Source organism: Burkholderia savannae, assembly GCF_001524445.2.
Taxonomy (GTDB): domain Bacteria; phylum Pseudomonadota; class Gammaproteobacteria; order Burkholderiales; family Burkholderiaceae; genus Burkholderia; species Burkholderia savannae.
In genome coordinates this window covers 990,887-1,015,580 of the sequence record NZ_CP013418.1, presented here as the reverse complement: position 1 = coordinate 1,015,580, position 24,694 = coordinate 990,887, and the positions used below count along the sequence as shown (strand labels likewise).

The 24,694-nt window shown below is 69.6% G+C and carries 21 protein-coding genes; 15 read left to right on the top strand and 6 right to left on the bottom strand.

Going from position 1 to position 24,694, the window contains the following annotated elements:
- Positions 1–205 precede the first annotated feature (205 nt).
- Positions 206–703 carry a DUF6632 domain-containing protein gene (locus WS78_RS25510; protein WP_059581845.1) on the bottom strand — a complete coding sequence of 166 codons (498 nt, stop codon included), beginning with the start codon at positions 701–703 and terminating at the stop codon, positions 206–208.
- Positions 704–826: 123 nt separating this feature from the next.
- Positions 827–1,711, bottom strand: coding sequence for a metal-dependent hydrolase (locus tag WS78_RS25500; RefSeq protein WP_059581725.1), 885 nt, complete (start codon positions 1,709–1,711; stop codon positions 827–829).
- 572 nt (positions 1,712–2,283) lie between these two features.
- Between WS78_RS25500 and WS78_RS25495 the strand changes: the two genes are divergently transcribed.
- The 3 genes from WS78_RS25495 to WS78_RS25485 all read left to right on the top strand — a co-directional run bounded on the left by WS78_RS25495 (position 2,284) and on the right by WS78_RS25485 (position 5,726).
- Positions 2,284–2,628, top strand: a complete 345-nt coding sequence (locus WS78_RS25495) for a DUF3088 domain-containing protein (RefSeq protein WP_059581720.1) — start codon at positions 2,284–2,286, stop codon at positions 2,626–2,628.
- 116 nt (positions 2,629–2,744) lie between these two features.
- Positions 2,745–4,091 (top strand): LLM class flavin-dependent oxidoreductase, encoded by a 1,347-nt coding sequence (locus tag WS78_RS25490; RefSeq protein WP_059581716.1) that lies wholly within the window; start codon positions 2,745–2,747, stop codon positions 4,089–4,091.
- A 663-nt stretch (positions 4,092–4,754) separates the two neighbouring features.
- Entirely contained in the window at positions 4,755–5,726 is a 972-nt protein-coding gene (locus tag WS78_RS25485) for a nucleoside hydrolase (protein WP_059581712.1), read from the top strand.
- A 34-nt stretch (positions 5,727–5,760) separates the two neighbouring features.
- Here the strand turns inward: WS78_RS25485 and rbsK are convergent, their stop codons facing one another.
- Complete coding sequence (gene rbsK / locus WS78_RS25480; RefSeq protein WP_059581709.1) at positions 5,761–6,693, bottom strand: ribokinase; 933 nt, start codon at positions 6,691–6,693, stop codon at positions 5,761–5,763.
- Between rbsK and WS78_RS36305 the strand changes: the two genes are divergently transcribed.
- The 4 genes from WS78_RS36305 to WS78_RS25460 all read left to right on the top strand — a co-directional run bounded on the left by WS78_RS36305 (position 6,662) and on the right by WS78_RS25460 (position 11,743).
- Positions 6,662–7,000: a hypothetical protein gene (locus WS78_RS36305; RefSeq protein WP_156437546.1), complete on the top strand. Its 339-nt coding sequence runs from the start codon at positions 6,662–6,664 to the stop codon at positions 6,998–7,000. The genes rbsK and WS78_RS36305 overlap by 32 nt on opposite strands.
- A 39-nt stretch (positions 7,001–7,039) precedes the next feature.
- The gene (locus WS78_RS25470) at positions 7,040–7,525 is read left to right on the top strand and encodes a hypothetical protein (RefSeq protein WP_059581701.1); all 486 of its coding nucleotides are present in this window, start codon (positions 7,040–7,042) and stop codon (positions 7,523–7,525) included.
- A 262-nt stretch (positions 7,526–7,787) separates the two neighbouring features.
- On the top strand, positions 7,788–9,479 hold the full coding sequence (locus WS78_RS25465) for a VRR-NUC domain-containing protein (RefSeq protein WP_059581698.1): 1,692 nt from the start codon (positions 7,788–7,790) through the stop codon (positions 9,477–9,479).
- Positions 9,476–11,743, top strand: a complete 2,268-nt coding sequence (locus WS78_RS25460) for an ATP-dependent DNA helicase (protein ID WP_059581695.1) — start codon at positions 9,476–9,478, stop codon at positions 11,741–11,743. Before WS78_RS25465 ends, WS78_RS25460 begins: the two co-directional genes overlap by 4 nt.
- 97 nt (positions 11,744–11,840) lie before the next feature.
- On the opposite strand, the gene WS78_RS37810 is transcribed toward WS78_RS25460, so the two are convergent.
- Both WS78_RS37810 and WS78_RS25455 read right to left on the bottom strand, forming a co-directional pair.
- Positions 11,841–11,975, bottom strand: a complete 135-nt coding sequence (locus WS78_RS37810) for an HHHH-motif protein (RefSeq protein WP_226377308.1) — start codon at positions 11,973–11,975, stop codon at positions 11,841–11,843.
- A gap of 392 nt (positions 11,976–12,367) precedes the next feature.
- Positions 12,368–13,276 carry a LysR substrate-binding domain-containing protein gene (locus WS78_RS25455; protein ID WP_038744020.1) on the bottom strand — a complete coding sequence of 303 codons (909 nt, stop codon included), beginning with the start codon at positions 13,274–13,276 and terminating at the stop codon, positions 12,368–12,370.
- 198 nt (positions 13,277–13,474) lie between these two features.
- Here WS78_RS25455 and WS78_RS25450 point away from each other — a divergent pair, with 198 nt between their 5' ends.
- The 4 genes from WS78_RS25450 to fliD all read left to right on the top strand — a co-directional run bounded on the left by WS78_RS25450 (position 13,475) and on the right by fliD (position 18,944).
- Complete coding sequence (locus WS78_RS25450; RefSeq protein WP_082717657.1) at positions 13,475–14,830, top strand: branched-chain amino acid ABC transporter substrate-binding protein; 1,356 nt, start codon at positions 13,475–13,477, stop codon at positions 14,828–14,830.
- Between the two features lie 22 nt (positions 14,831–14,852).
- Complete coding sequence (locus WS78_RS25445; RefSeq protein ID WP_082717659.1) at positions 14,853–15,770, top strand: L-2-amino-thiazoline-4-carboxylic acid hydrolase; 918 nt, start codon at positions 14,853–14,855, stop codon at positions 15,768–15,770.
- Between the two features lie 118 nt (positions 15,771–15,888).
- A complete protein-coding gene (locus tag WS78_RS25440; RefSeq protein ID WP_231752034.1) occupies positions 15,889–17,073 on the top strand; it encodes a Zn-dependent hydrolase in 1,185 nt (394 codons plus the stop codon).
- A gap of 332 nt (positions 17,074–17,405) precedes the next feature.
- A complete protein-coding gene (fliD, locus tag WS78_RS25435) occupies positions 17,406–18,944 on the top strand; it encodes a flagellar filament capping protein FliD (RefSeq protein WP_059581691.1) in 1,539 nt (512 codons plus the stop codon).
- A gap of 390 nt (positions 18,945–19,334) precedes the next feature.
- Here fliD and WS78_RS25430 read toward each other — a convergent pair whose 3' ends face one another.
- A complete protein-coding gene (locus tag WS78_RS25430; protein ID WP_038744026.1) occupies positions 19,335–20,234 on the bottom strand; it encodes a LysR family transcriptional regulator in 900 nt (299 codons plus the stop codon).
- A 95-nt stretch (positions 20,235–20,329) separates the two neighbouring features.
- Between WS78_RS25430 and WS78_RS25425 the strand changes: the two genes are divergently transcribed.
- From WS78_RS25425 to WS78_RS25400, 4 genes are all read left to right on the top strand, one after another.
- On the top strand, positions 20,330–21,013 hold the full coding sequence (locus WS78_RS25425; protein ID WP_156437545.1) for a DsbA family protein: 684 nt from the start codon (positions 20,330–20,332) through the stop codon (positions 21,011–21,013).
- 533 nt (positions 21,014–21,546) lie between these two features.
- Positions 21,547–22,494 carry an aldo/keto reductase gene (locus WS78_RS25410; RefSeq protein WP_059581682.1) on the top strand — a complete coding sequence of 316 codons (948 nt, stop codon included), beginning with the start codon at positions 21,547–21,549 and terminating at the stop codon, positions 22,492–22,494.
- Positions 22,495–22,902: 408 nt separating this feature from the next.
- Positions 22,903–23,748, top strand: coding sequence for a molybdenum cofactor biosynthesis F family protein (locus tag WS78_RS25405; RefSeq protein ID WP_038744033.1), 846 nt, complete (start codon positions 22,903–22,905; stop codon positions 23,746–23,748).
- Positions 23,745–24,596: an SDR family oxidoreductase gene (locus WS78_RS25400; RefSeq protein WP_038744035.1), complete on the top strand. Its 852-nt coding sequence runs from the start codon at positions 23,745–23,747 to the stop codon at positions 24,594–24,596. The genes WS78_RS25405 and WS78_RS25400 overlap by 4 nt, the downstream gene beginning before the upstream one ends.
- Positions 24,597–24,694: the final 98 nt, after the last annotated feature.

The window sequence follows — 24,694 nt, the reverse complement described above, 5'->3', positions numbered from 1 at the left end:
ACGGCATGATGCGCACGGCATGATGCGCACGGCATGATGCGCACGGCATGATGCGATGCGATGGAAGCGCACACGGCGGAGTTCCCGTAATCGTTCGTACGCGTGCACGAGCCGCAAATCACAAGCCGGCAACGACAAACGACAAACGACAAACCGCAAACCGCAAACCGCAAACCGCAAACCGCAAACCGCAAACCGCAAACCGCTAACGACCGACCTTCGCAATCTGCCGCTTCGCCGCCTTGCTCCGCGCGGGAATCCACGTGGCGGCGAAGAGGGCGAGCGCGAACCAGCCGAGCGCGACGTCGCCGACGAGATGGATGAGCTCGCCCGGCATCATCAGGCCTTGCACGAACATCAGGCCGAAGTGGGCGGCATTCGCGACGACCGTGAAGTCGAGAAACAGCCGGTGCTCGAACGGATCGTTCGCGGCTTCCCACAGGAAAATGCCCCACACGACATAGACGGTGGAGATCATCAGTTCGTAGTGCTCGCCGCCGCCGTGCACGCCGCCCCAGCGCACGAGGCGCATCACCAGAAGGCCGATCGGATCGCCCGCGATCTGATGGTCGATGCCGAGCAGGATCGTAACGATCGCCGCGCCGAAGAACAGAACGAAGGCCGCGCCGAGCAGGCGCGTGATCAGCGAGAGCCATGGGGAGGCTTGCGGCCGGTCGTGCTGCCGGGTCGAAGTCGAAGGCATGAAATGCACCGTCCGTGTGAGATTGATCGACGCGAGCGCGCCAACGCACGGTCGAAGCGCTCGCGCTTGCAAAAGGCGCGGGCCGATCGCCGATGCGCGACGCATCGGCGATGCGCGCGGCGTTCAGCTTGCTTGTGCCGTCATCGGATGCAGCGGAATGCGTCGCGGCGCGGCATTCGCCGCGTATCGCGCGTTGCTTGCGTCGATGTTCTCGAGCAGCCGGTCGAGTTGCGCGAAGTGCCTGCGATTGTCGTGTTGCCACGGGTGGAAGCCGGGCTTGAAGTACGCGAGCGTACTCGGCGTCAGACGGATGAGGCCTTTCACGAAGAACCGTGCGAACGCCCACTTACCGGTGACCTTGCCGTGCATTCGCCGGTGCGCGTTCATGAACGCGATGTGGAAATAGAAATTCGTTCCCCAGAACACGGCGCTCGTCATCAGCATCGAGCCGACGCGCATCAGATAGCGCGTCGGGCCCGGCTTCATCACCGCGTTCCACACGTCGAACGCGACCGCCTTGTGCTCGGTCTCTTCCATCGAATGCCAGAGCCACATGTTCGCGTACGCGTCGGCCGAGTCGTGGAAGTGCTCGAAGTTGCTGAGCAGCATGTCGGTCATGATCGCCGTGTAGTGCTCGAACGCGATCGTCTGCGCGAGCCGCAGCGGAGGCGGCAACATCTTCCACATCAACTGCGTGAACTTCCAGAAGCCGCGGTCGAGCCGATGCGCGGGATAGCCGGCCGCCTCGGCGACGTCGTTGAACTCGACGTGCTCGCGGCTGTGCATCGCCTCCTGTCCGATGAAACCCCGGACTTGCTCCAGCAGTTCGGGGTCCTGAATGCGATCCCGGTAATGACGAACCGAATCGATGAAAAAGCGCTCTCCCGCGGGAAACATCAGCGACAGCGCGTTGAAGTAGTGCGTGTTGGCCACGCCGTTCACGTGCCAATCGCCGATGCGATCGGGCGGGAGGGCGAAGCGAACGTCACGGCGGATTATGGCTGACATCGGGTCTCTCCATGTTTTGCGAATCAGCGGCGCGTCCGCATCGATTGAGCGATCACGGGCGGACGCGAGCGGTCGAGCCGTCCGCGTTCCGTTCGACGCAATGCGGCGGCTCTTTAAATAACGATCGTTATGGAATGAACGCTACGCCGCGATTTGATCGTTGTCAACTGAGTCATTGTTCAATGTATTGATTGAGGCGTGCCGGGCGACGCGATAAGACAAGCCGGGCGCGGGCGGGCGGTTGGGGGTGAGGGGAAACGCGAAGCCGGCGGAGCGCGGAGATCCGCGTGCGCCGGATGCGTTGTGCATCGCCGCATCGCCGCGCGGCGCGACGCATCCCGGCACGCCGCGCCGCGTTGAGTCACATTGCGATGCAGCAAGGCGCGCCGCCGCGCGTCGTGCGGCCTCTTGTTGCGCCGCACGAGGTGCCGGCGCACCGGCGACATCGCCGCCGCCCGCTTAGCGCCGCCGCGCATAACGATTTGCGGATAAATTCGTGGCGACGCGCATCCGATCGGCACAGAATCGCCGGCATTCCCAACGACATGCCTCGCGAGCGAGGCCGACCGCCGATGAGCCGAGATCTGTTGCTCCTGCTGGAACCCGGATTCGCCGATCCCCAACACCCGGGCGAGCGTTTCGTCTGTCCCGGCAGCGTGCCGATCGAAGGGCTGCTCGCGAGCGATCCGTCGAGGCAGGCGGGCCTCGACATTCGCCGGCTGCCGTTCGCGCGGCCGCGCGAGGCGGCGATCGCCGCGCTCGACGCCGAGCATCAGGGCCTGCCCGTGCTCGTGCTGGGCGACGACGCGCCGCCGCCCGACGACGCGCTCGCGCTCGGCGACAAGCGCTTCGTCACCGATTCGCGCCGCATCCTGGAGCTGCTCGCCGAGCGGCACGGTTTTCCGAAACTGCACTGAGCGGCCCGGCGGCCGGATGCCGACGCGGCCTCGGTCGCCTTGCCCGCGGCCCGGCGCGGCATCGGCCCGGGCATGCCGCCGCCGCATCGCCGATTCGCCGCCGCCCGACTTCATCGATGACGCCGATCCTCAAACAGCCGTCGCGCCGCCAGCTGCATCTGAACGTCAACATCCTGCATTCGGGCTTCGTGCCGTCCGCATGGCGGGTGGACGACGCCGATCCGCGCGCGTTCGTCGACGTCGCGCACTACGTGCGCGTCGCGCGGATTGCCGAAGCCGCTAAGTTCGACGCGGTGTTTCTCGCGGACAACGCGTCGATCGTCGATCAGATCGACTTCCGTCCGATCACCGCGCTCGAGCCGACGATCCTGCTCGCGACGATCGCCGGCGCGACGACGCGCATCGGCCTCATCGGCACGGCGTCGACGAGCTACAACGAGCCGTTCAATCTCGCGCGCCGCTTCGCGTCGCTCGATCACGCGAGCGCCGGGCGCGCCGGCTGGAACATCGTGACGACGGCCGATCCCGGCTCCGCGCGCAACTTCGGCCTCGACGCGGTGCCCGATCATGCGCAGCGCTATGCGCGCGCGGCCGAGTTCGTCGAAATCGTGAAGGCGCTGTGGGACAGCTGGGACGACGACGCGCTCGTCGCCGACAAGGCGCGCGGCGTTTTCGTTGATACGGCCAAGGTGCGGCCGATCGCGCATCGCGGCGCGCATTTCCGCGTGCGGGGGCCGCTGAATCTGCCGCGTCCGCCGCAAGGGCATCCGGTGCTCGTGCAGGCGGGCGGCTCGGCCGACGGGCGCGCGTTCGCCGCGCGGCACGCGGAGGCGGTGTTCTGCGCATCGCAATCGTTCGACGAGGCGCTCGGCTACGCGCGCGAGCTGAAGGCGGCCGCCGCCGGGCTCGGTCGCGGCGACGTGAAGGTGCTGCCGGGCTTGACGACGATCATCGGCGCGACCGAGGCCGACGCGCTGCGCCGCCGCGACGCGCTCGTCGACCTGATCCCGCTGCGCTACGGGCTGAACCGGCTCGCGGGCACGCTCGGCGTGCCGGTCGAGCGGCTCGCGCCCGATGCGCCGCTGCCGGACGATCTCGCGCTGCCCGACGGCGGCAACGGCAACCACACGTTCTTTCACGCGACGCTCGCGAGCGCGCGGCGGCATCGCTACAAGGTGCGCGAGCTGTTGCGCGAGATGGCGGGCGGCGGGGGGCACCGGGTGATCGTCGGCACGCCCGAGCAGATCGCCGACGACATCGCGCACTGGTTCGAAGCCGGCGCGGCCGACGGCTTTAACCTGATGCCGGACGTGCTGCCGGGCGGCCTGCAGGATTTCGTCGACGGCGTGGTGCCGATCCTGCAGCGGCGCGGCCTCTTTCGCACCGAATACGAAGGAACGACGTTGCGCGACCATCTCGGCCTGCCGCGGCCGGAGCGAGAGTGTGCGTCTGAGCGTGCGTGAGGTGTGTGAGGCGCGCCGGTTCGATCGGCGCGCGCGACGCCCGCGCATGCGATCGCATGAAGCGGCGCGATTCGCTCGGCGGACGAATGCGCGACCGAACCTGAACGGGATTCGACACCGCTCGATACGGCTCGATACCGCTCGATACCGCTCGATACGGCTCGACACGGCTCGACACGGCTCGACACGGCTCGACACGGCTCGATACGGCTCGATACGGCTCGATACGGCTCGATACGGCGAGTCGAGTCGAGGCGATTCGGGCGATTCGCTTTCCCGCCGCATCCGGCCGGACCCGCAGGCAAAAGACGTGCCTCGGAGCGCTTCCGAACGCCTCGCCGATTCCACGCTCCGGATCACGCACGACGTCGCTCGCATCGCCGATGCGCCGAGCGATCGCGGGCGGCGCGCGGCGCAGCGCAAAGCCGGCGCGCCGCAAAAAGCCCCAAGGAAACGCTGATTAAAGACCAGATTCACGCTACTGAGCACGACCCGACAAGGGTTTGCGGGGCTGCGAGCGATCAAATCAGTGTTGCCCCAACACAATGATTTGCGGGGTTGTTAATTCGTTGTATTCGCGCGTCCAAGACGACAGCACGGGTATCATTCGACGCTTCCCACCATCGCGCGGCGGCTTCCTGTCGCGCCCACGACGAGATACCCATGAGCCTGCACAAGATCATCTACGATACGGACCCGGGCGTCGACGATTCGATGGCGCTCGTGTTCCAGGTGCTTCATCCGGACATCGAACTGCTCGGCGTGACGAGCGTGTTCGGCAATGCGACGATCGACACGACGACCCGCAACGCGCTCTATCTCGCGGGCCGCTTCGCGCCCGGCGTGCCCGTCGCGCGCGGCGCGGCCGCGCCGCTGCGGCGGCCCGCGCCCGAGCCGCTCGGCGGCATCCACGGCGACGACGGCCTCGGCAACACGGGCCTCAGTCAGCCCGTGGACGTCGCGCGCGCGCCGAACCTCGACGCGCGGCCCGCGCATCGCTTCATCATCGACACGGTGCGCGCGCATCCGCACGAAGTCACGCTACTCGCGGTCGGCCCGCTGACGAATCTCGCGCACGTGCTTGCCGAGGCCCCCGAGGTCGCGACGCTCGTCAAGCAGGTCGTCATCATGGGCGGCGCATTCGGCACCGCGGGCGTGCTCGGCAACGTGTCGCCCGCCGCCGAGGCGAACATCGCGGGCGATCCGGACGCGGCGGACATCGTGATGTCGGCGTCGTGGCCGCTCGCGGTCGTCGGGCTCGACGTCACGCAGGCCACGATCATGACGACCGACTATCTCGCCGCGCTGCGCGACGACGCGGGCGACGCGGGCCGCTTCGTCTGGGACGTGTCGCGCCATTACGAGGCGTTTCATCGCGCGAGCGCGGGGCTCGCGGGCATCTACGTGCACGATTCGTCGGCGGTTGCGTACGTGGTCGCGCCGCAGCTGTACAAGACGCGCACGGGCCCCGTGCGCGTGCTGACGAGCGGCATCGCGGCCGGCGAGACGATCCAGAAGCCGTCGACGATGACCGTGCCCGCGCCGGACTGGGACGGCCGGCCGCCGCGCGACGTGTGCGTCGGCGTCGACGCGGACGCGATGCTCGCGCTCTATCGGAAGACGCTCGTCGGCTGACGGGCCGCGCGCCACCCGCGCCGCCCGCGGTCCGTCAGGCGTCGAAGCCGATCGTCTGCAGGAAGCGCTCGAACGTCGCCGCGTCCGCGTAGGACTTCTGCGTGCCGAGGCCCGTCACCGAATGCGCGGCGTACGCGGACGCGAGCCGCATCGCGGAGGGCGCGTCGCCCGTCGCGACGTAGTGGCGCGCGAAGCAGCCGATGTATGCGTCGCCCGCGCCCGTCGTGTCGCGCGCGTCGGCGGCAACGGGCGGCACGCGCACGACGCCCGTGCGCGACACGAGGAGCGAGCCTTTGTCGCCGAGCGTGACGATCACGTTCTTCAGCCCGCGCTCGACGAGCGATTCCGCCGCGCGCTCGATCGCGTCGGGAGAGTCGGTCGGCATGCCCGACACGAGCGCGAGCTCGGTTTCGTTCGGCACGAGGAACTCGAGCTTCGCGAGCCGCGCGAAGTCGAGGCCGGGCGCGCCCGGCGCGGGATTGAGCAGCACCGGGATGCCGCGCGCGGCGGCGAAGTCGATCGCGTAGTAAACCGTATCGATGTCGATCTCGAGTTGCAGCACGACGAGGCGGCTCGCCTCGATCTTCGCGGCGGCCGCGTCGATGTCGGCCGGCTTCAGATGCCGGTTCGCGCCCTTGACGATCAGGATGCGGTTGCGTGAATCGGGGCTCACGAAGATCGGCGCGACGCCGCTCGACACGCCGGGCACGCGGCGCACGTGCTCGGTGTCGATGCCGACGCGCTCGAAGTTGCGCAGCGTGTTGTCGGCGAACAGGTCGTCGCCGACCTTCGACACCATCACGACGCGCGCGCCCAGCTTCGACGCGGCGACCGCCTGGTTCGCGCCCTTGCCGCCGCAGCCGAGCTCGAAGTTCGGCGCTTCGAGCGTTTCTCCGTCGGCCGGCATCCGCGTGACGTAGGTCACGAGGTCGACCATGTTGCTGCCGATTACGGCGATCGTCTCCATCTGTTGTGTCCTCGGAAGTGAAGTGTTGTCGTGTTCGACGGGTGAGCGCGTGCGGTCGCCCGCATCCGAATGGAATCACATCGGGCGCGCGCGCTCAATCGTCCCGGCGACCCGGCGACCCGGCGAGATCGGCGAGATTGACGAGATTGACGAGATCCGCGCGATCCGCGCGATCCGCGAGATCGACGCCGCATCCGCGCGGCAGCCCGTTTGCTCGCGCGAGACCCGAAAGACGTTTCGGTTTCCGACATCTTTACGTTCGCGCAGCGCGCGCAGGGGCATTCGTGGTGCTCGGCGCATCGGCTGATATAGTGGCGCCCTTTGTTGCCGATGTCGTTGTCAGCGTATGAATAGGTTGTCGCTCCCGCTCAAATGGCCGTTTGCATCACTGATCGTCGTTCAGGCGGCGACGAGCTGGGCGAACGGACCGCATCCGCTCGATGCGGCCGCCGTGTCGTCGCACACGTTCACCGCGAAGGAGATTGGCCGCTCGACGGCCGATGCACGTAGCTACGGATCGCCCGTGACTTCGGTGTTCGGCGAGGCGAAGGGCGCGTCGCGTTCGTTCGAAGCGACGCGGGAAAACGGTGCGGGCGCAGCCGGCTTCGCCGACGAGCTCGGTGCGGCCGAGCGCCGCCAGCGGCTCGCGGAGGAAGACCGGGCCGCGCAGCGATTGCGCGATTCGCGATACGACGGGCGCGGCCGATGGCCGAGCCAGGCTGTGCCGTCCGGGATGCCGAGCCGTCCGGACATCGCGATCGAGAAACCCGTGCCGGGCGTCGTGTGCGCGAGCGGCACGGACAACTCGATCGGGTGCAGCAGGGGGTTCTGAACGCAGGCGCGGCATCGGGCGCGCCCGCGGCGCGCGTCGCGTAGCCGCGTGTCGTTGCTCGTTGCGCCGAGCTGCGCCGCGTCGCTGGCGGGCTTCGTCGAGCCAGGAGGGCGAGCGCATCGCGTGTGCGTGAGCGCGACGCACTGCGCGCACGCGCGGCGGGCCGGCCGTGCGCTATCATCTGCGAATCCCTTGTTCGGTCATGGCCTTCCGTCCCCGTAATCGGGCGAGCGCCACCGGCCGTCCGTCATCGCCGAAGCCCGTGCCGCCCGATTCGTCGTCTCCTCCCGCGTTCTATTACCTGTCGAACTTCGAGCGCGCGCTCGCGTGGCTCGTCGAGCGCTACGACGACGTGCTCGACGCCGACGAGCGCGCGTTCGTCGCCGCGTTCGGCGCGCTGCCGCGGGCGTCGCGCGCGCTGCTCGTGCGCATGCTGATGCGCAAGGGGCCGGTCTTTCGCGCGAGCAAGCTCGTTTATGACGAGATCGGCTGTCCGTGCGCGGCCGCGGCGCCGCTCGCGGAGCTCGGCTGGATCGATCCGGAGCCGCTGCTCGCGCTCGACGAACTGTTCGCGCTCGCGACGAAGCCCGAGCTGCGCGGCGCATTCCCCGGCGCATCGGCGGGCGGCGCGATCCGCAAGGCCGACTGGCTCGACGCGCTGCGCGCGAGCCACGAAGGCGCGCGCCCGTGGGCGCAATGGCTGCCGTCGATCGACGATCGCGTGCTGCGCGTGACGGTCGGCGCGCTCTGCGACCGGCTGCGGCTCATGTTCTTCGGCAACCTGCATCAGGACTGGTCGGAGTTCGTGCTTGCCGATCTCGGGCTGCTTCAGTACGAGACGGTCGCGTTCGAGCCGTCGTCGCGCGCGTTTCAGCGGCGCGACGATGTCGACGCGTATCTGCAACTGCACGCGTGCCGCGAGCAGCTCGATCTGTGGCCCGGCGACGCGCCGCTCGCACCCCTCGTCGCGGTTGCGGCCGGGATCGACTGCGGGAACGCATGGCTCGCGATGCGGCGCGCGAAGCTGACGTTCGCGATCGGCCAGGCTTGCGAGCGCCGCGCGGATTGGGACGGCGCGCTCGCCGCCTATGCCTCGAGCGCATGGCCCGGCAGCCGGCAGCGTCGCGTGCGCGTGCTCGAACGCTGCGGGCGTTTCGACGCGGCGCTCGCGCTCGCCGACGACGCAATGCGCACGCCCGAAAACGACGCGCAGGCGCAGCAGATCGCGCGGATGCTGCCGCGGCTGCGGCGGCGCGTCGGCCTGCCGGCCGCGCGCGCGACGATCGCGCCGGCGATTCCGCGCGACTGCATCGAACTCGCGCCTCCGGGCGCGCCGTATCCGGTCGAATATGTCGCGCGCGATCATCTGAGCCGCGCGGACGCACCCGTCTTCTACGTCGAGAACGCGCTGATCAACTCGCTGTTCGGGCTCCTGTGCTGGGAGCCCGTGTTCGCCGCGGTGCCGGGCGCGTTCTTCCATCCGTTTCAGCGCGGGCCGGCCGATCTGCATGCGCCCGACTTCCGCGCGCGCCGCGCCGCGCAGTTCGACGCATGCCTCGCGCAACTCGACGGCGCGCAATACCGCGACACGATCCGCCGGCACTACGCGCAGAAGATGGGCGTGCAGTCGCCGTTCGTGTTCTGGGGCGCGCTCGACGACGCGCTGCTCGAGCACGCGCTCGCATGCCTGCCCGCCGAGCACCTGCGGCTGTGGTTCGAGCGGCTGCTCGACGACGTGCGCGGCAATCGCTCGGGGCTGCCCGATCTCGTGCGCTTCTGGCCCGGCGAGCGGCGCTACGAGCTGATCGAAGTGAAAGGGCCGGGCGACCGGCTGCAGGACAACCAGATTCGCTGGCTCGACTACTGCGTGCGGCACCGGATGCCGGTGCGCGTGCTCGACGTGCGCTGGGCGGACGCCGCGCCGGCGCGGAAAGGCGAGGAGGCGCTCACGTGAGGTACGTCGTCGCGGTGCGCGCGATGTGCGAGTTCACCGCGCGCGAAGGTGATCTCGATCTTCGCTTCACGCCCGCGCCGAGCGCGCTCGAAGGAATCGCCGGGCACGTGACGGTCGCATCGCGGCGCGGCGCCGGCTACGAGAAAGAGATCGCGCTCGCGGGCGAGCATCGCGGCCTCACGGTGCGCGGCCGCGCGGACGGCTACGATCCGGCGCTGAACCGCGTCGAGGAGATCAAGACGCACCGCGGCGATCTCGACAGGATGCCCGCGAACCAGCGCGCGCTGCATTGGGCGCAGGCGCGCGTGTACGGGCATTTGCTGTGCGAATCGCGCGGGCTCGCGCAGCTGACGGTCGCGCTCGTCTACTTCGACGTCGGCACGCTGCGCGAGACGGTGCTGACCGAAGCGCACACGGCCGCGACGCTGAAGGCGTGCTTCGTCGAGCAGTGCGAGCGCTTCGTCGAGTGGGCGGCGCGCGAGGACGCGCATCTCACGGCGCGCAATGCGGCGCTGCGCGCGCTCGCGTTTCCGCACGCGCGGTTTCGCAGCGGGCAGCGCGAGCTCGCGGTCGCCGCGTATCGCGCCGCGCGCGACGGCCGCGCGCTGCTCGCGCAGGCGCCGACCGGCATCGGCAAGACGCTCGGCACGCTGTTTCCGCTGCTCAAGGCATGCGGGGAGGCGCACCTGGACCGGCTCTTCTTCCTGACCGCGAAGACGCCCGGCCGCGCGCTCGCGCTCGACGCGGCCGACACGCTGCGCGCGACGGCGGGCGGCGCGCTGCCGCTGCGCGTGCTCGAGCTCGTCGCGCGCGACAAGGCGTGCGAGCATCCGGACGCCGCGTGCCACGGCGAATCGTGTCCGCTCGCGCGCGGCTTCTACGATCGGCTCGCGGCCGCGCGCGCCGCCGCGCTCGAACACGGCCGGCTCGATCGGGCGGCCGTGCGCGCGGCCGCGCTCGCGCACGACGTCTGCCCGTACTATCTCGCGCAGGAGCTCGCGCGGTGGAGCGACGTCGTCGTCGGCGACTACAACTACTACTACGACGGCAGCGCGCTGCTGCACGCGCTCGCGCAGCAGAACCAGTGGCGCGTCGGCGTGCTCGTCGACGAGGCGCACAACCTGCTCGACCGCGCGCGCGGCATGTACAGCGCGGCGCTCGACCAGCGCGAGATCGCCGCAGTCCGCAAGCTCGCGCCCGCGCCGATCGCGAAGGCGCTCGAGCGCCTGAACCGCGAATGGAACGCGCTCAATCGCGAACAGGCGGCCGCGTATGCGGTGCACGCAGGCGTGCCGCCGCGCGTGCTGTCGGCCGCGCAGAATCTTGTCGGCCGGTTTTCCGAGCTCGCCGCGCAATCTCCGCTCGTGTTCGACGACGCGGTGCTGCGCTTTTGCTTCGACGCGATTCACTTCGTCGCGCTCGCCGAGCAGTTCGACACGCATTCGATCTTCGACGCGACGCGCGTGCGCGCGAGCGCGCCGCGTCGCGGCGCAAAGGCATCGATCCTGTGCGTGCGCAACGTGATCCCGGCCGATTTCCTCGCGCCGCGCCACGACGCCGCGTGCGCGACCGTGATGTTCTCGGGCACGCTGAGCCCGTTCGATTTTTATCGCGACACGCTCGGGCTGCCGGGCGACACGGGCTTGCTCGATGTCGAGGGGCCGTTTCGCGCCGAGCAGTTGACGGTGAAGGTCGCGTCGCACGTGTCGACGCGCTGGCGCGACCGCGAGCGCTCGCTCGAGCCGATCGTCGAGCTGATCGCCGCGCAGTACGCGGCGCGCCCGGGCAACTATCTCGGGTTCCTGAGCAGCTTCGAGTATCTGCAGCAGGTCGTCGCGCGGCTGCGCGAGCGCCATCCGGCGCTGCCCGTCTGGGAGCAGGCGCCCGGCATGGACGAGGCCGCACGCGACGCGTTCCTCGCGCGCTTCGAGCCGAACGGGCGGGGCATCGGCTTCGCGGTGCTGGGCGGCGCGTTTTCGGAGGGAATCGATCTCGCGGGCGACCGGCTGATCGGCGCGTTCGTCGCGACACTCGGCCTGCCGCAGGTCAACGACGTCAATGAGGAGATGCGTCGCGCGATGGACGCGCGCTTCGGCTGCGGCTACGACTACATCTATCTGTTTCCGGGGCTACGCAAGGTCGTGCAGGCGGCGGGGCGGGTGATCCGCACCGAGCGCGACGAGGGCGTCGTGCATCTGATCGACGACCGGTTCCAGCGCGGCGAGGTGCGCCGGCTGCTGCCGCGGTGGTGGCGGTTGAGCTGACCGGCCGGATGGCGGAGCCGCGCGCGCGGCGCGGCATCACCGTGTCCGTTTGGGGCCGGCCGGCGACGTCGTGCGTCGGCCGGCCCGACGGCGGCGATCAACGCACCCAGTGGCACACGCGATGGTGGTGGTGATCGAAGCGGCACGCGCGATGCGGATGCGCTTCGGCCGACGGCACGAGCGCGGCGAGGGCAACGGCGGCGACGAGCGCCGACATCAGCAGGTTCTTCATGTTTCGGTCCTTTTCCCGAGCGAATGAGCGTGTGGCGGAGCGGTCGCGCCGCACGCCGTCGCGCGACCGCTGACGGCCATCATACGAACGCGCGCCGTTTCACATGTAATGAGTTGCTACGGCCGATGACGGATCGAGCAAGCGGTAATCGACAGAAAGAAAACCGCCGCGCGGCTCGGCTGTCTTGCGAATTGGAAGGCTCGGCCCGCTCGCCCGGCGGCCGGGCCGGCCGGCGAGCCGGCCCGCTGGCCCGGTTGCATCCGTCGTTTTCGGCGACGCCGGTGTTGGCCGTGACGCGGTCGCCGATCGCGCCGATCGCGCCGATCGCGCCGTTTGAGCCACGTGAGTCATTCAAGTCATTCGCGCGTCGCGGCTCGCGTCGTCTTTCCCGCTCACGTCGCCCCGCGCGCGCCCATCGACCGCCGCAGCCAGTCGGCGAGCCGCTGCGCGCCGTCAGGCAGGTCCGCGTCCGCGCGGGTGCACAGGTAGTAGTCGCGTCCGTCGTCGAGCGTGTGGTCGAACAGCTTGACGAGTTCGCCGTTCAGCAGTTCCCGCTCGATCAGCGGCGTGCGCAGGAGCGCCGCGCCGAGCCCCGCGCGCGTCGCGGCGAGCGTCAGTTGGCCGTCCTCGAAAAGCGGGCCGACCGCGTGCGTGACGTGTTTCACGCCCGCGCCCTGAAACCAGTTGACCCACGCATTGCGATCCTCGTCGTGCACGAGCGGCGCGAAGGCGAGATCGGCCGGCCGCCGGAACGGCCCGTGGCGGCGCGCGAACGCGGGGCTGCACACGGGCGCGACCGCGCCCGACAGCAGCCGCTCGCAGCGGTAGCCGCGCCAGTCGCCGACGCCGAAGCGGATCGACAGATCCGACGCGTCGCTCAGGTAGTTGCGGTGGTGCGCGTACAGCACGGTGACGTCGAGGTCCTGATTGTCCGCGAGGAACGCGTGCAGGCGCGGGATGAACCAGCCGATCCCGAACAGCGGAATCAGGCTGATCGTGATCTGCCGCAGCGACGAACGGTCGCGAACGAACCCGGTCGCGCTGCGCAGCACCGAGAACGCCGCGCTGATCGACCGATAGTAGTCGCGTCCCTCGTCGGTGAGCGCGAGCGTGCGGCCTTCGCGGACCGTGAGCGGCGTCTGCACGAAGGACTCCAGCAACTGAAGCTGATGGCTGACCGCGGACGGCGTGATGTCGAGTTCGGCCGCGGCGGCCGTGACCGAGCCGACGCGCGCGAACGCTTCGAACGCGCGCACGGCGCGCAGCGGCGGATCGTTGATCAATCGTTCGATATTTTTCATGAATCGAATTTTATCGAATCATATTTCGTTGCGGAAATGAAAAAAGTTGACTTGAATACAATGCGTTATCAAGTACGCGCGGTATCGGCATAAGTATCGAACAATTGAATATTTGCGGCCATTGAAGACGAATATTTAATATTTTTCATGTTTGGCGCGCGTTTTTATTCCCCTTCGATCTTCAGGTCCCGCTCTTCGATGAAATTCCCTGTCATGTTGTCGCTCGGCGCCGCGCTGTCGGCCGCCGCCATGCTCTCCGCGTCCGCCGCGCAAGCGGCGGCGCCTGCCCAGGCCAACCCACCCGCGCAGCCCGCCCAATCCGTGCCGCAAACCGTGCTGATCGGGCTCGCCGCGCCGCTGACGGGCCCCTCCGCGCGAATCGGCAAGGATCTGCAGAACGGCGCGCAGCTCGCGCTCGACGACGCGAACAGCCGCCATCCGACGGTGGGCGGCAGGCCGGTCGTCTACAAGCTCGTCGCGGTCGACGACCAGTCCGACCCGCGCACCGCCGTGACGGTCGGGCAGCAGCTCGTCGAGCGGCGCGTGATCGGCGTCGTCGGGCACTGGAACACGGGCTGCAGCGTGCCGGCGTCGCGAATCTATCGAGACGCCGGCATCGCGCAGATCGCGCCCGCGTCGACCGGCCGCCAGTACACGCGGCAGGGCTATCCGACCGCGTTCCGGATCGTGGGCCACGACGACGCGAGCGGCGCATACGCGGGCGCGTACGTCGTGAAGACGTTGCGCGCGAAGCGGATCGCGGTGATCGACGATCGCACCGCGTTCGGCGCGGGGCTCGCGGATCAGTTCGCGAAGGGCGTCGAGGCGAGCGGCGGCGCGATTGTCGATCGCCAGTACGTGAACGACAAGACGACCGATTTCAGCGCGGTGCTGACGGCCGTCAAGGCCAAGCGCGCGGACGTCGTGTTCTTCGGCGGCCTGGACGCGCAGGCTGCGCCGCTCGCGCGGCGGATGCGCCAGTTGAAGCTGAGCGCGACGCTCGTCGGCGCGGGCGGCTTCGTCACGCAGACGTTCCTGTCGCTCGCGGGGCCGGACGGCGACGGCGTGACCGCGCTCGAGCCGGGACTGCCGCTTGCGCGGATGCCGGGCGGCGCGGCGTTCGACGCCCGCTATCGCGCGCGCTATCACGCGCCGATCGAGCTGCACGCGCCGTTCGCGTACGACGCGGCCGCGACGCTGATCGCCGCTGCGGAGCGCGCGAACTCGACGGACGCGGCGCGTCTGCCGGCGGTGCTGCACGTGCTGCGGCGGCAAGGCGTGACGGGCGCGATCGCATTCGACGCCGAAGGCAATCTGCGGGACCCGGCGTTCACGATCTACCGCGCGGGCGGCGGCAAATGGACCGCGGTCGACGTGCTCGGCGGCGCCGGCGCCGCGGCCGGCTCGGCCGGCATGGCGTCGAAGACGGCGAGCCTGCCGAATGCGTCGGTTGTATCGGCGACATCGACTGCATCTGCCGTATCTGCCTCATCGACAGCATCGACCGTATCGACCGTATCGACCGCATCGACAGCATCGACAGCATCGAAATAACATCGAACCAGGAGACATGCTGATGACGATCATCCCCATTCATCCGGTCGCAGGCGGCGCGGCGGACGACGAGCCGCTCGGCATCCTCGCGCGGCGGCGCATCGAAGCGCAGATCATCAAGCCGATCTACGAGATCATGAAGCGCGAATTCGGCATCGAGCGCGCGCAGGCGGTGATCGCGGAGGCGGTGCGAGGCGCGGCGCTCGACGCGGGGCGCTCGTTCGCCGCGAAGGAGCAGGGCGGCACGAGCATCGCGTCGTTCGTCGCGCTGCAGGTGCTGTGGGAGAAGGACGACGCGCTCGATGTCGACGTGCGCCGCGCGGACGACGCGCATTACGACTACGACGTGCGCCGCTGCGCCTATGCGCAGATGTATCGCGAGATGGGGCTGGGCGAGATCGGACATCTGCTGAGCTGCGCGCGCGACAGCGTGTTCATCGAGGGCTACGATCCGCGCATCGAGCTGACGCGCACGCGCACGCTGATGCAGGGCGGCACGCATTGCGATTTTCGGTATCGGATGACGGAGCCGGCGCGCGGCGAGACGGGAAAGGCCGGCGAGGCGCGAGAGGCGGGCGAGGCGCGAGAGGCGGGCGAGGCGCGAGAGGCGGGCGAGGCGCGAGAGGCGGGCGAGGCGCGAGAGGCGGGAGAGACAGGCGAAATCGAGGCGGCGCGTGAAGCGAGTGGCGTGGCGCGAAACGCAACGGCGGCGCCGGGCGACGTTTCCGGCGACGGGCGCGAAGCGCGGACGCCTGTGCACGAGTCGGCGGTGCGGCCGGACCCTTCGCCAGCCCCTTTGGCGGAATCCCGGACGGAATCCCGGCCGCCCGGCGACGCGCCACCGGGGCCTTCGTCGCTGTCCGCGTCCGATCGGGACGCCGCCGCGTCGCCGCTCGCCGGCGCGCAAGCGAAGCCGGAGGCGAGCGATGCGACGCGGTGAGGCACGTGATGAAGCACGCGACAAGGCGCGCGAAAAGGCATGCGACAAGGGATGCGACAAGGGATGCGATGCGGCGCTGCGCGTCGACGGCGCGCGCCTGTGGGCGTCGCTCGAACGGATGGCGGAAATCGGCGCGACGCCGAAAGGCGGCGTGTGCCGGCTCGCGCTGACGGACGAAGATCGTCGCGCGCGCGACCTGTTCGTCGAATGGGCGCGCGACGCGGGCTGCACGGTTCGGGTCGACCGGATCGGCAACCTCTTCGCGCGCCGCGCGGGCCGCGATCCGCTTGCTGCGCCCGTGCTGACGGGCTCGCACGCCGACACGCAGCCGACGGGCGGCCGCTACGACGGCATTTACGGCGTGCTGGGCGGCCTCGAGGTCGTGCGCGCGCTGAACGACGCGGGCGTCGAGACCCGGCGGCCGATTGACGTCGTCGTGTGGACCAACGAGGAAGGCTCGCGCTTCGCGCCGCCGATGATCGCCTCCGGCGTGTTCGCCGGCGTCTATTCGCTCGATTTCGGGCTGTCGCGCGCGGACGCGGCCGGCGTGACGCTCGGCGACGCGCTCGCGCGGATCGGCTACGCGGGCGACGCGCCCGTCGGCGGCGCGCCGGTGCACGCGGCGTACGAACTGCACATCGAGCAGGGCGCGATTCTCGAGCGCGGCGGCCACACGATCGGCGTGGTGACGGCGGGGCAGGGGCAACGCTGGTACGAGGCGACGCTCACGGGCGTCGACGCGCACGCGGGCACGACGCCGATGGCACTGCGCCGCGACGCGCTCGTCGGCGCCGCGCGGATGATCGGTTTCGTCGATTCGCTCGGCCGCCGTCACGCGCCGCACGGCCGCGCGACGGTCGGGATGATCGAAGCGCGCCCGAATTCGCGCAACACGGTGCCGGGCGCGTGCTTCTTCACGATCGAATGCCGGCACCCGGACGCCGCGACGCTCGCCGACATGGACGCCGCGCTGCGCGAGGAACTCGAGCGTATCGCCGAATCGTCGGGCCTCGCCGCGCGGATCGAGCAGATCGCCGATTACGCGCCGGTGCCGTTCGCGCCCGCGTGCGTGGCGGCGGTGCGCGACGCGGCGGCCGCGCTCGGCCTGCCGCACGCGGACATCGTGTCGGGTGCGGGGCACGACGCATGCCATCTCGCGCGCGTCGCGCCGACCGGAATGATTTTCGTGCCGTGCGTCGACGGCCTGAGCCACAACGAGGCGGAGGCGATCACACCGGAATGGGCGGAGGCGGGCGCGAACGTGCTGCTGCACGCGGTGCTCGCGAGCGCGCGGGACGTCTAGCGGCCGGGCCGCGTTTCGGCGCGCGGCCCGGCCGGGGCGTGCGCCCCGGATGCGCCGCGCCCGCCGCCGCTGTCGCCGTGCGCCTTCGGCCGCCGCGCGCACTGCACACACCGTCCACACCGTCCACACCGCACGCGCGCGGCAGCGAATCAGCGAATCAGCGAATCAGCGAATCAGCGAATCAGCGAATTCGCGCGCCGCAGCCCCCGGCCTTCGTTCCGGTCGGATCAACGCTTACAACAATCTTCACAAACAGGTTCCAATAATTGCGATATGCTTTCATATTACGAATGATCATGAAATAAACCAATCACATAAACGGGGGAAATTCGATGGCGATCACCCAAACGGGGACCGGCTCTCTTCTCGCGGCGACGCAAAGCGATCCGTGGTCGCAGTTGCAGGACGCCGCGCAGTCGCTGATCAACGGCACCACGGGCAAGTCCGCGCTGGACGTGAACGGGCTCGTTTCGGTGCTCGTCAACGCGAAGACGGCGGGCCAGGCGGCGGAGATCAAGAACCAGGTGACGTGGAACAACACGCAGATCTCCGCGCTCGGCGCGCTGAAGCTCGCGCTCAGCAACCTGCAGACGGGCGTCGAGCCGCTGTCCGACGGCACGCTCGCGCAGAAATTCGCGTCGAAGGCGAGCGGCAAGGGGCTCACCGCGACGACGGACAAGGGCGCCGTCGCCGGCACGTATCAGGTCGAGGTCAAGCAGGTCGCGCGCTCGCAGACGCTCGTGTCGGGCGGCTTCGATCCGAAGCAGCAGCTCGGCTCCGGCACGCTCACGCTCAAGATCGGCGACCGCTCGACGTCGGTCGGCATCGACGCCACGAACAACACCCCGGCCGGCATCGCGGCCGCGATCAATTCGGCGAAGAACAACCCCGGCGTGACCGCGACGGTCGTGACGGGCACCGACGGAGCGCATCTCGTGCTGCGCTCGACGGCGCCGGGCAGCGCGAACGTGATAGACGTGAGCGTCTCGAACGTGAAGGACGACGCCGGCCTGTCGGGCCTCGAGGTCAAGTCGACGGCCGACGACAAGGGCGGCAAGTCGGAGATCGCGTCGCCGAGCGGCGCGTGGAAGCAGAGCGACTTCGCGCAGGACGCGATCGTCACGGTGGGCGGCGTGATCACCGCGCGCAGCGCGGACAACGCGGTCAAGGGCGTGATGGCCGGCGTGACGATCAACGTGACCGAGGAGGCGATCGGCGCGCCGCAGACGCTGTCGATCACCCGCGACATCGAGGGGCAGGCGCGCACGGTGACGAACTTCGTCGACCTGTACAACTCGATGGTCGGCACGATGTCGCAGCTCACGTCGTTCGACAAGACCGCGAAACCCGGGCAGCAGGGCGGCCCGCTGATCGGCGATTCGATGCTGAACGGCATTCGCAATTCGCTCGCGCACATCGTCGGCGGCGGCGTGCCGCACGGCGACAACAAGCGCGCGTCGCTCGCGGCGCTCGGCATCACGTTCGCGCGGCCCGGCGACAAGCAGCCGGAAGGCTCGCTGATCGTCGACAAGAACAAGCTGAACGCGGCGCTGGAGAAAGATCCGCAAGCGGTCGAGGCGTTGTTCAACAAGACGAACGGCATCGGCGCGCAGATCACGAAGGCGCTCGACACGCACTTGCGCAAGGACGGCTCGTTCGACATCCGCTCGAACGCGATCGACCTCGACATGAAGAGCATTGCGCAGCGGCAGGCGCGGCTCGAGACCTTTTCCGCGCAGCTCACAGCGCAGTTCAAGGCGCAGTTCACCGCGCTCGACGCGCTGATGGCGCGGATGCAGCAGAACAACAACTATCTGACGCAGTTGTTCGGCGGCGCAAACAGCTCGGGCGCGCTCGCGAACAACAAATAACGCGAACGGGGGCGCGGCGCATCCGCCGCCCGCGGCGGCCCGCGCGGGCGGACGCGCCTCCCGCTTCTCACGACGGCGACGGCGACGGCGCGCGCGGCGGCAATGCGCGTGCCGTCGCCGTTATTCTTGGCGATTCGCCGCCGATTCGCCGCCGATTCGTTGCCGCTTCGCTGTCGTCGAGCTGTCGTCGAGCTGTTGTTTCGCCGCCGTCTCGCTTGGCTTTGCTACGGTTCGGTTCAGTTTGCCCCCGCTTTGCCCCGATTCGTCCCGCTTTACCCCGGTTCGCTTTGCCCCGGTTCGCATACTTGGCGTCCGTCCGGGCGCTTGCGTGCGCTGCAATTCCAATCACGCTGGGTTCTTTGTTTCGTCGCCGAACGCGGCTCGGCGCGCCTACGCGTCCCAGGCGGGCGTGTCGCCGAATCGCTCGGCGAGAAAGTCGATCATCGTGCGCATCGCGAGCGGCATCTGCTTGCGCGACGCATAGACCGCGTAAATGCCGAGATCGGGCGCCGCGTAGTCGGGCAACACGCGCGCGAGCGCGCCCGCGCGGATCGGCTCCGCCGCCGCGAACGTCGGCAGCAGCGCGATGCCGCCGCCCGCGATCGCCGCGCGCAGCAGCACGAGCGCGTCGTTCGCGCTCAGATTGCCTTGCACCGGCACGGTCGCGGCTTCGCCGTCGCGCGCCAGGTGCCACAGGCTCTGCCCGAAATACGCATACGTGAGGCAGTTGTGCCGCGCGAGGTCGTGCGGCCGCTTCGGCGCGCCGTGCGCGGCCAGATAGCCGGGCGACGCGCACAGCGCCGAGCGGCACGTGCCGAGCCGGCGAGCGATCAAGTTCGGATCGACTTCGTTCGTGATGCGGATCGCGAGATCGATGCGTTCGTCGACGAGATCGGCGGTGCGGTCCGTGACGAGCAGATCGACCGATACGGCCGGGTAGCGGGCCAGATAGTCGAGGACGGCGTCGGTCACGTGCGTCTGCGCGAAGATCGCGCTCGCGGTGATCCGCAATGCGCCGCGCGGCGCGTCGCCGGGCTCGGCGACGACCGTCGCGACGTGATCGGCGAGTCCGAGCATGTCGCGGCAGAGCGGCAGCATCTGCGCGCCGGCCGCCGTGAGCGTCAGGCGGCGGGTGGTCCGGTGCAGCAGGCGCGCGCCCGTCCATTGCTCCATGAACGCGACGTAGCGCGACGCCATCGCGCGCGACATGTCCAGATGCTGCGCGGCCGCCGACACGCTGCCGCGCTCGGCCGTCTCGACGAACACTCGCATCGCGGTGATTCGATCCATATTCGCTCAATTGATGCAACAAATTGTCGATCGCTGCATTGTATTTGATCGATCGGATATCGAATAGACTCGCTCCACTTTCTTCACGAACGAGTTTGCACACGATGAACAGCTTCCGACTCCAATATTTTTTCGATCCGCTCTGCGGCTGGTGCTATGCGAGCGCGCCGGCGCTCGCCGGGCTCGACGACGCCTATCCGGGCGTGCTCGAGCTGATGCCGTCGGGGCTCTTCGCCGACGAGGGCGCGCGCGATCTGACGCCCGAATGGGGCGAGTACGCGTGGCGTAACGATCAGCGCATCGAGCAGATGACGGGGCAGCGTTTCACGCACGCGTATCGCGAGCAGGTGCTGCTGCGCGGCGGCGTGCGCTTCGATTCGGGGCCGGCGAACCGCGCGCTGACCGCGCTGCGCGGCGTCGGCGCGCGGCTCGAGCGGCCGCTTCTCGAGGCGATTCAGCTCGCGCGTTACGTCGACGGCCTCGATACCGCGCGTGCGGACGTACTGGCGCGCGTCGCGGCGGACGTCGCGGCGAAGGCGGGCGCGACGGTCGACGCCGACGCGCTCGCACGCCGCATCGACAGCGACGCGGCGCTTGCGGGCTCGACGGCCGAGCGCATCGCCGACACGCAGCGGACGATGCGGCAGCTCGGCGCGTCGGGCGTGCCGCAACTGCTGCTGACGGTCGGCGAGCGCGGCTACGTGCTGCACGGCGCGAGCCTGTACGGCGGCGCGCACGCGGCGGTCGCGGCGGTCGAGCGCGTGTTGCAGGACGCGTAACGCCAGCGGCGGGCGGCGGGCGGGACGTTCCGCCGCTCGCACGGTGCGCACGGTGTCGACATGGCTCACGGCCGGCGAACTGCGCGCAGGCCGGCTCGAGACCGTGCTGACCGGCCGCGCGGTCGACGACATGGCGATCAACGTGCTGTGGCCGCATTCGCGCGCGCTTGCGCAGAAGGTGCGCGTGACGATCGATGCGCTCGTCGAGCGCTTTATTCGAGCGCTTTATGCCGGTTCCGCCGCGGGCCGGCGAAGCCGGTTGGGGCGGCCGATCGCAGCGGCCGGCCTTCGTCGGCTGGGCGCGGCGCTTTCCGCCGCGCACGGCGCTCATCGGCAAGCGATGTGTGCCGGACCGCGATTGCGGCGGGCTGCTGCGCATGTCGCCAATCCCTTGTCTGCGCACGGTCTTTGGAAATCAGGTTTAATCGGTTTGAACCGCGCCGGCCGCACGTTAGCATCGACCGTCGAATCCAGGCCCGTCGCACCGCACCGTGCATGCCGGCCGGACGCTCATCATCGAATGGAGAGAAAACATGGCACTACGCTCACTCGGCACCTCGACGATTCAAGTTTCGCCGCTCGTGTTCGGCGGCAACGTGTTCGGCTGGACCGCCGACGAGAACACGTCGTTCTCGCTGCTCGACGCGCTCGCCGACGCCGGCATCAACTTCATCGACACGGCCGACGTCTACTCGGCCTGGGCGCCCGGCAACCGAGGCGGCGAATCGGAGACGATCATCGGCAAGTGGCTCAAGCGCTCGGGCAAGCGCGACCAGGTCGTCATCGCGACGAAGGTCGGGTTGCTCGAAGCGCGGGCGGGCCTGTCGCGCGAGAACATCCTGAAGGCCGCCGACGATTCGCTGCGGCGCTTGCAAACCGACTACATCGATCTCTATTTCTCGCACCGCGATCTTGCCGACACCGCGCCGCTCGAAGAAACGCTCGGCGCATACCAGACGCTGATCGAGCAGGGCAAGGTGCGGATCATCGGCGCGTCGAACTACAGCGGCGCGCGGCTGCGCGAGGCGGCCGAGTTGAGCCGCCGCGCCGGCCTGCCCGCGTATCAGGTGATCCAGCCCGAATACAACCTGTACGACCGCGCAGAATACGAGCGCGATCTCGAACCGGTCGCGACCGAGCTGAAGCTCGGCGTCGTCACTTACTACGCGCTCGCGAGCGGCTTCCTGTCGGGCAAGTACCGCACCGAGGCGGACCTGAAGAAAAGCGCGCGCGGCGGGCGCGTCGAGCAATACCTGAACCCGCGCGGCTTGCGGATTCTCGAGGCGCTCGATGAGGTCGCGGCGAAGCACGACTCGACGCCGACGTCAGTTGCGCTCGCGTGGCAGATCGCGCGGCCGAGCGTCACCGCGCCGATCGCGAGCGCGACGTCGGTCGAGCAATTGGGTGCGCTCGGCGCGGCGATCCGGCTGCGGCTCGACGCGGACGACGTCAAGCGGCTCGACGACGCGAGCGCGCCGTAAGCGGGCGATCCCGTCGGCGCGGCGGAGCGCGCCGGGTCGGATCGTGACGCGCGGTTGCGACGGCCCGAGGGAGAATGCGTGCGGGCGCGGCGCTGAAACGCGAATCAGCGCGCGCGCATCGCCGTCGGGAGGCGGGCGGCCCGCTGTGCGTGAGCCTGCCGGCGCCGTTCCGACGGCGCCGGGGCTGTCGATGCTGCGCGACGTCGTGGAACGGGCGTCGATTGCCGTTTGCCGCATGGTTGGATCGCGTCGTGCGTGCGGCGCGCTTGCGAAACGCATCCGCTTGGCAACCGCCGCCGCTGCCGCCGTTCAGCCATTCGGTCGATACCGCGCCGTCAGGCGCGCGGGCACCATAGCCTCCTGTTTCGCGATCGCGCCCGCCGGCGCGTCGCTCAATCGGAGGAAAGCATGGGAGCAGATCCGGTCTTCATTCAAGTCGGCGCGCTGGCCGAAGGCTTCGCGCCCGACAGCCACATACTCGAACCCGTCGACGATCTCGCGGGGCGCACGCTCACGCTCACGGCGACGGACGGCGCGACGCGCGAATACACGTTCGCCGACCGATCGACGCTGCACTGGCGCGAGCAGCGGGCGGCACGCGACGCAAGCGATGCCGCCGGGGCAGGCGGCGAGGCCGCGTACCGCGCGACGCAGCTGCGCGACGGCATCTACTTCGTCGACTATGTCGACCCGACCCGCCGCGCGACGTCGGTCAGCATCGTGCTCGATTTGCCGCGGGCCGTCTGGACGTCGGTCGAAGGCGTGCTGCCGACCGAGGGCGACGTGCGCATCGATGCATTCTCGCGTGTCGCGCGCGGGCTGCCGCTGACGGGCGTCGAGGCGGCGTTCCGCCACGGCGCGATCGTGGGTGCCGCGGCGCCCGGCCCGCTGCACGCGCCGACGCGCGAACTGATCGGCAAGCGGACGATGTACCGTTACAGCCCGACGGAGTGCTACGAGCACATCTACCTGAACGACGACTTCTACGCGTGGCATTGCCTGGAAGGCGTCGAGCGCGGGCTCGCGGACGTCGACCGCTGCCATTACTTCAAGCTCGCCGACGCGCTGTACCTGTTCGTCTGGCGCGAGAAGATCGTGCCGACGCTCGGCGTCGTGCTGATCGATCTGGACCGGTGCAAGACGGACGGCAAGATCTTCGGCTACCGTGAGGGCGACTTCGGCGCACTGTCGAATTTCCCGATCGGCGCTCGCGCACAGGTGCTGAACGAAACCGTGCACCCGCTCGCGCGATGAACGGCGCCGACTCGAAGCACGCGACGCTTCCGCGCGGACGGCTCGTTGCCGATTTCGGCGGCCGCACCGTACTCGTGACGGGCGGCGCGCAGGGAATCGGCGCGGCGATCGCCGAAGCGTTCGCCGCCGCCGGCGCGACCGTCGCGATCGCCGATTTGCAGCACGACGCGGCTGCCGCGCTTGCCGCGCGGCTCGCCGCGCGCGGGCGCGAGGGCGGCCGCGCGGCTCGGGGCGAGCAGGCGGTGCGCGCGTACCGTGTCGACGCCGCGCGGCGCGACGAGCTGTTCGCGCTCGTCGCGCAGGTCGAGGCGGACAGCGGGCGGCTCGACGTCGTCGTGCACAACGCCGCGTATTTTCCGCTGACGCCGTTCGACGCGATCTCACACGACGTGCTCGAGCGCACGCTCGCCGTCAATCTGTCCGCTCTGTTCTGGCTCGCGCAGGCGGCGCTGCCTGCCTTCGAGCGCGTCGGGCGGGGGCGCATGCTCGCGACGTCGTCGGTGACGGGCCCGCGCGTCGCATATCCGGGGCTCGCGCATTACGCGTCGTCGAAGGCCGGCGTGAACGGCTTCATCCGCGCGGCGGCGCTCGAGCTCGCGAGCCGGAACGTGACCGTCAACGGCGTCGAGCCGGGCATGATCCGCACGCCGGCCGCCGGCAATCTCGGCGATGCGGCGCACAGCGAGCGGATCGCGCGCGGCGTGCCGCTCGGCCGTCTTGGCGAGCCGGAGGACATTGCGGCCGCGATGCTGTTCCTCGCGTCGGACGCGGCCGGCTACATCACCGGACAGACGATCGTCGTCGACGGCGGCGCGACGCTGCCGGAGACCGGCGCGACGCTCGCATAGCGTCGAATGGCACGGCGGGGGACGAGCGCCGGCGTGCGCCGGCGCGACGAGCGGGCAGCGTCGGCGAGCGGCCTGGTGTCGGAAGTCGCCGGGATGTC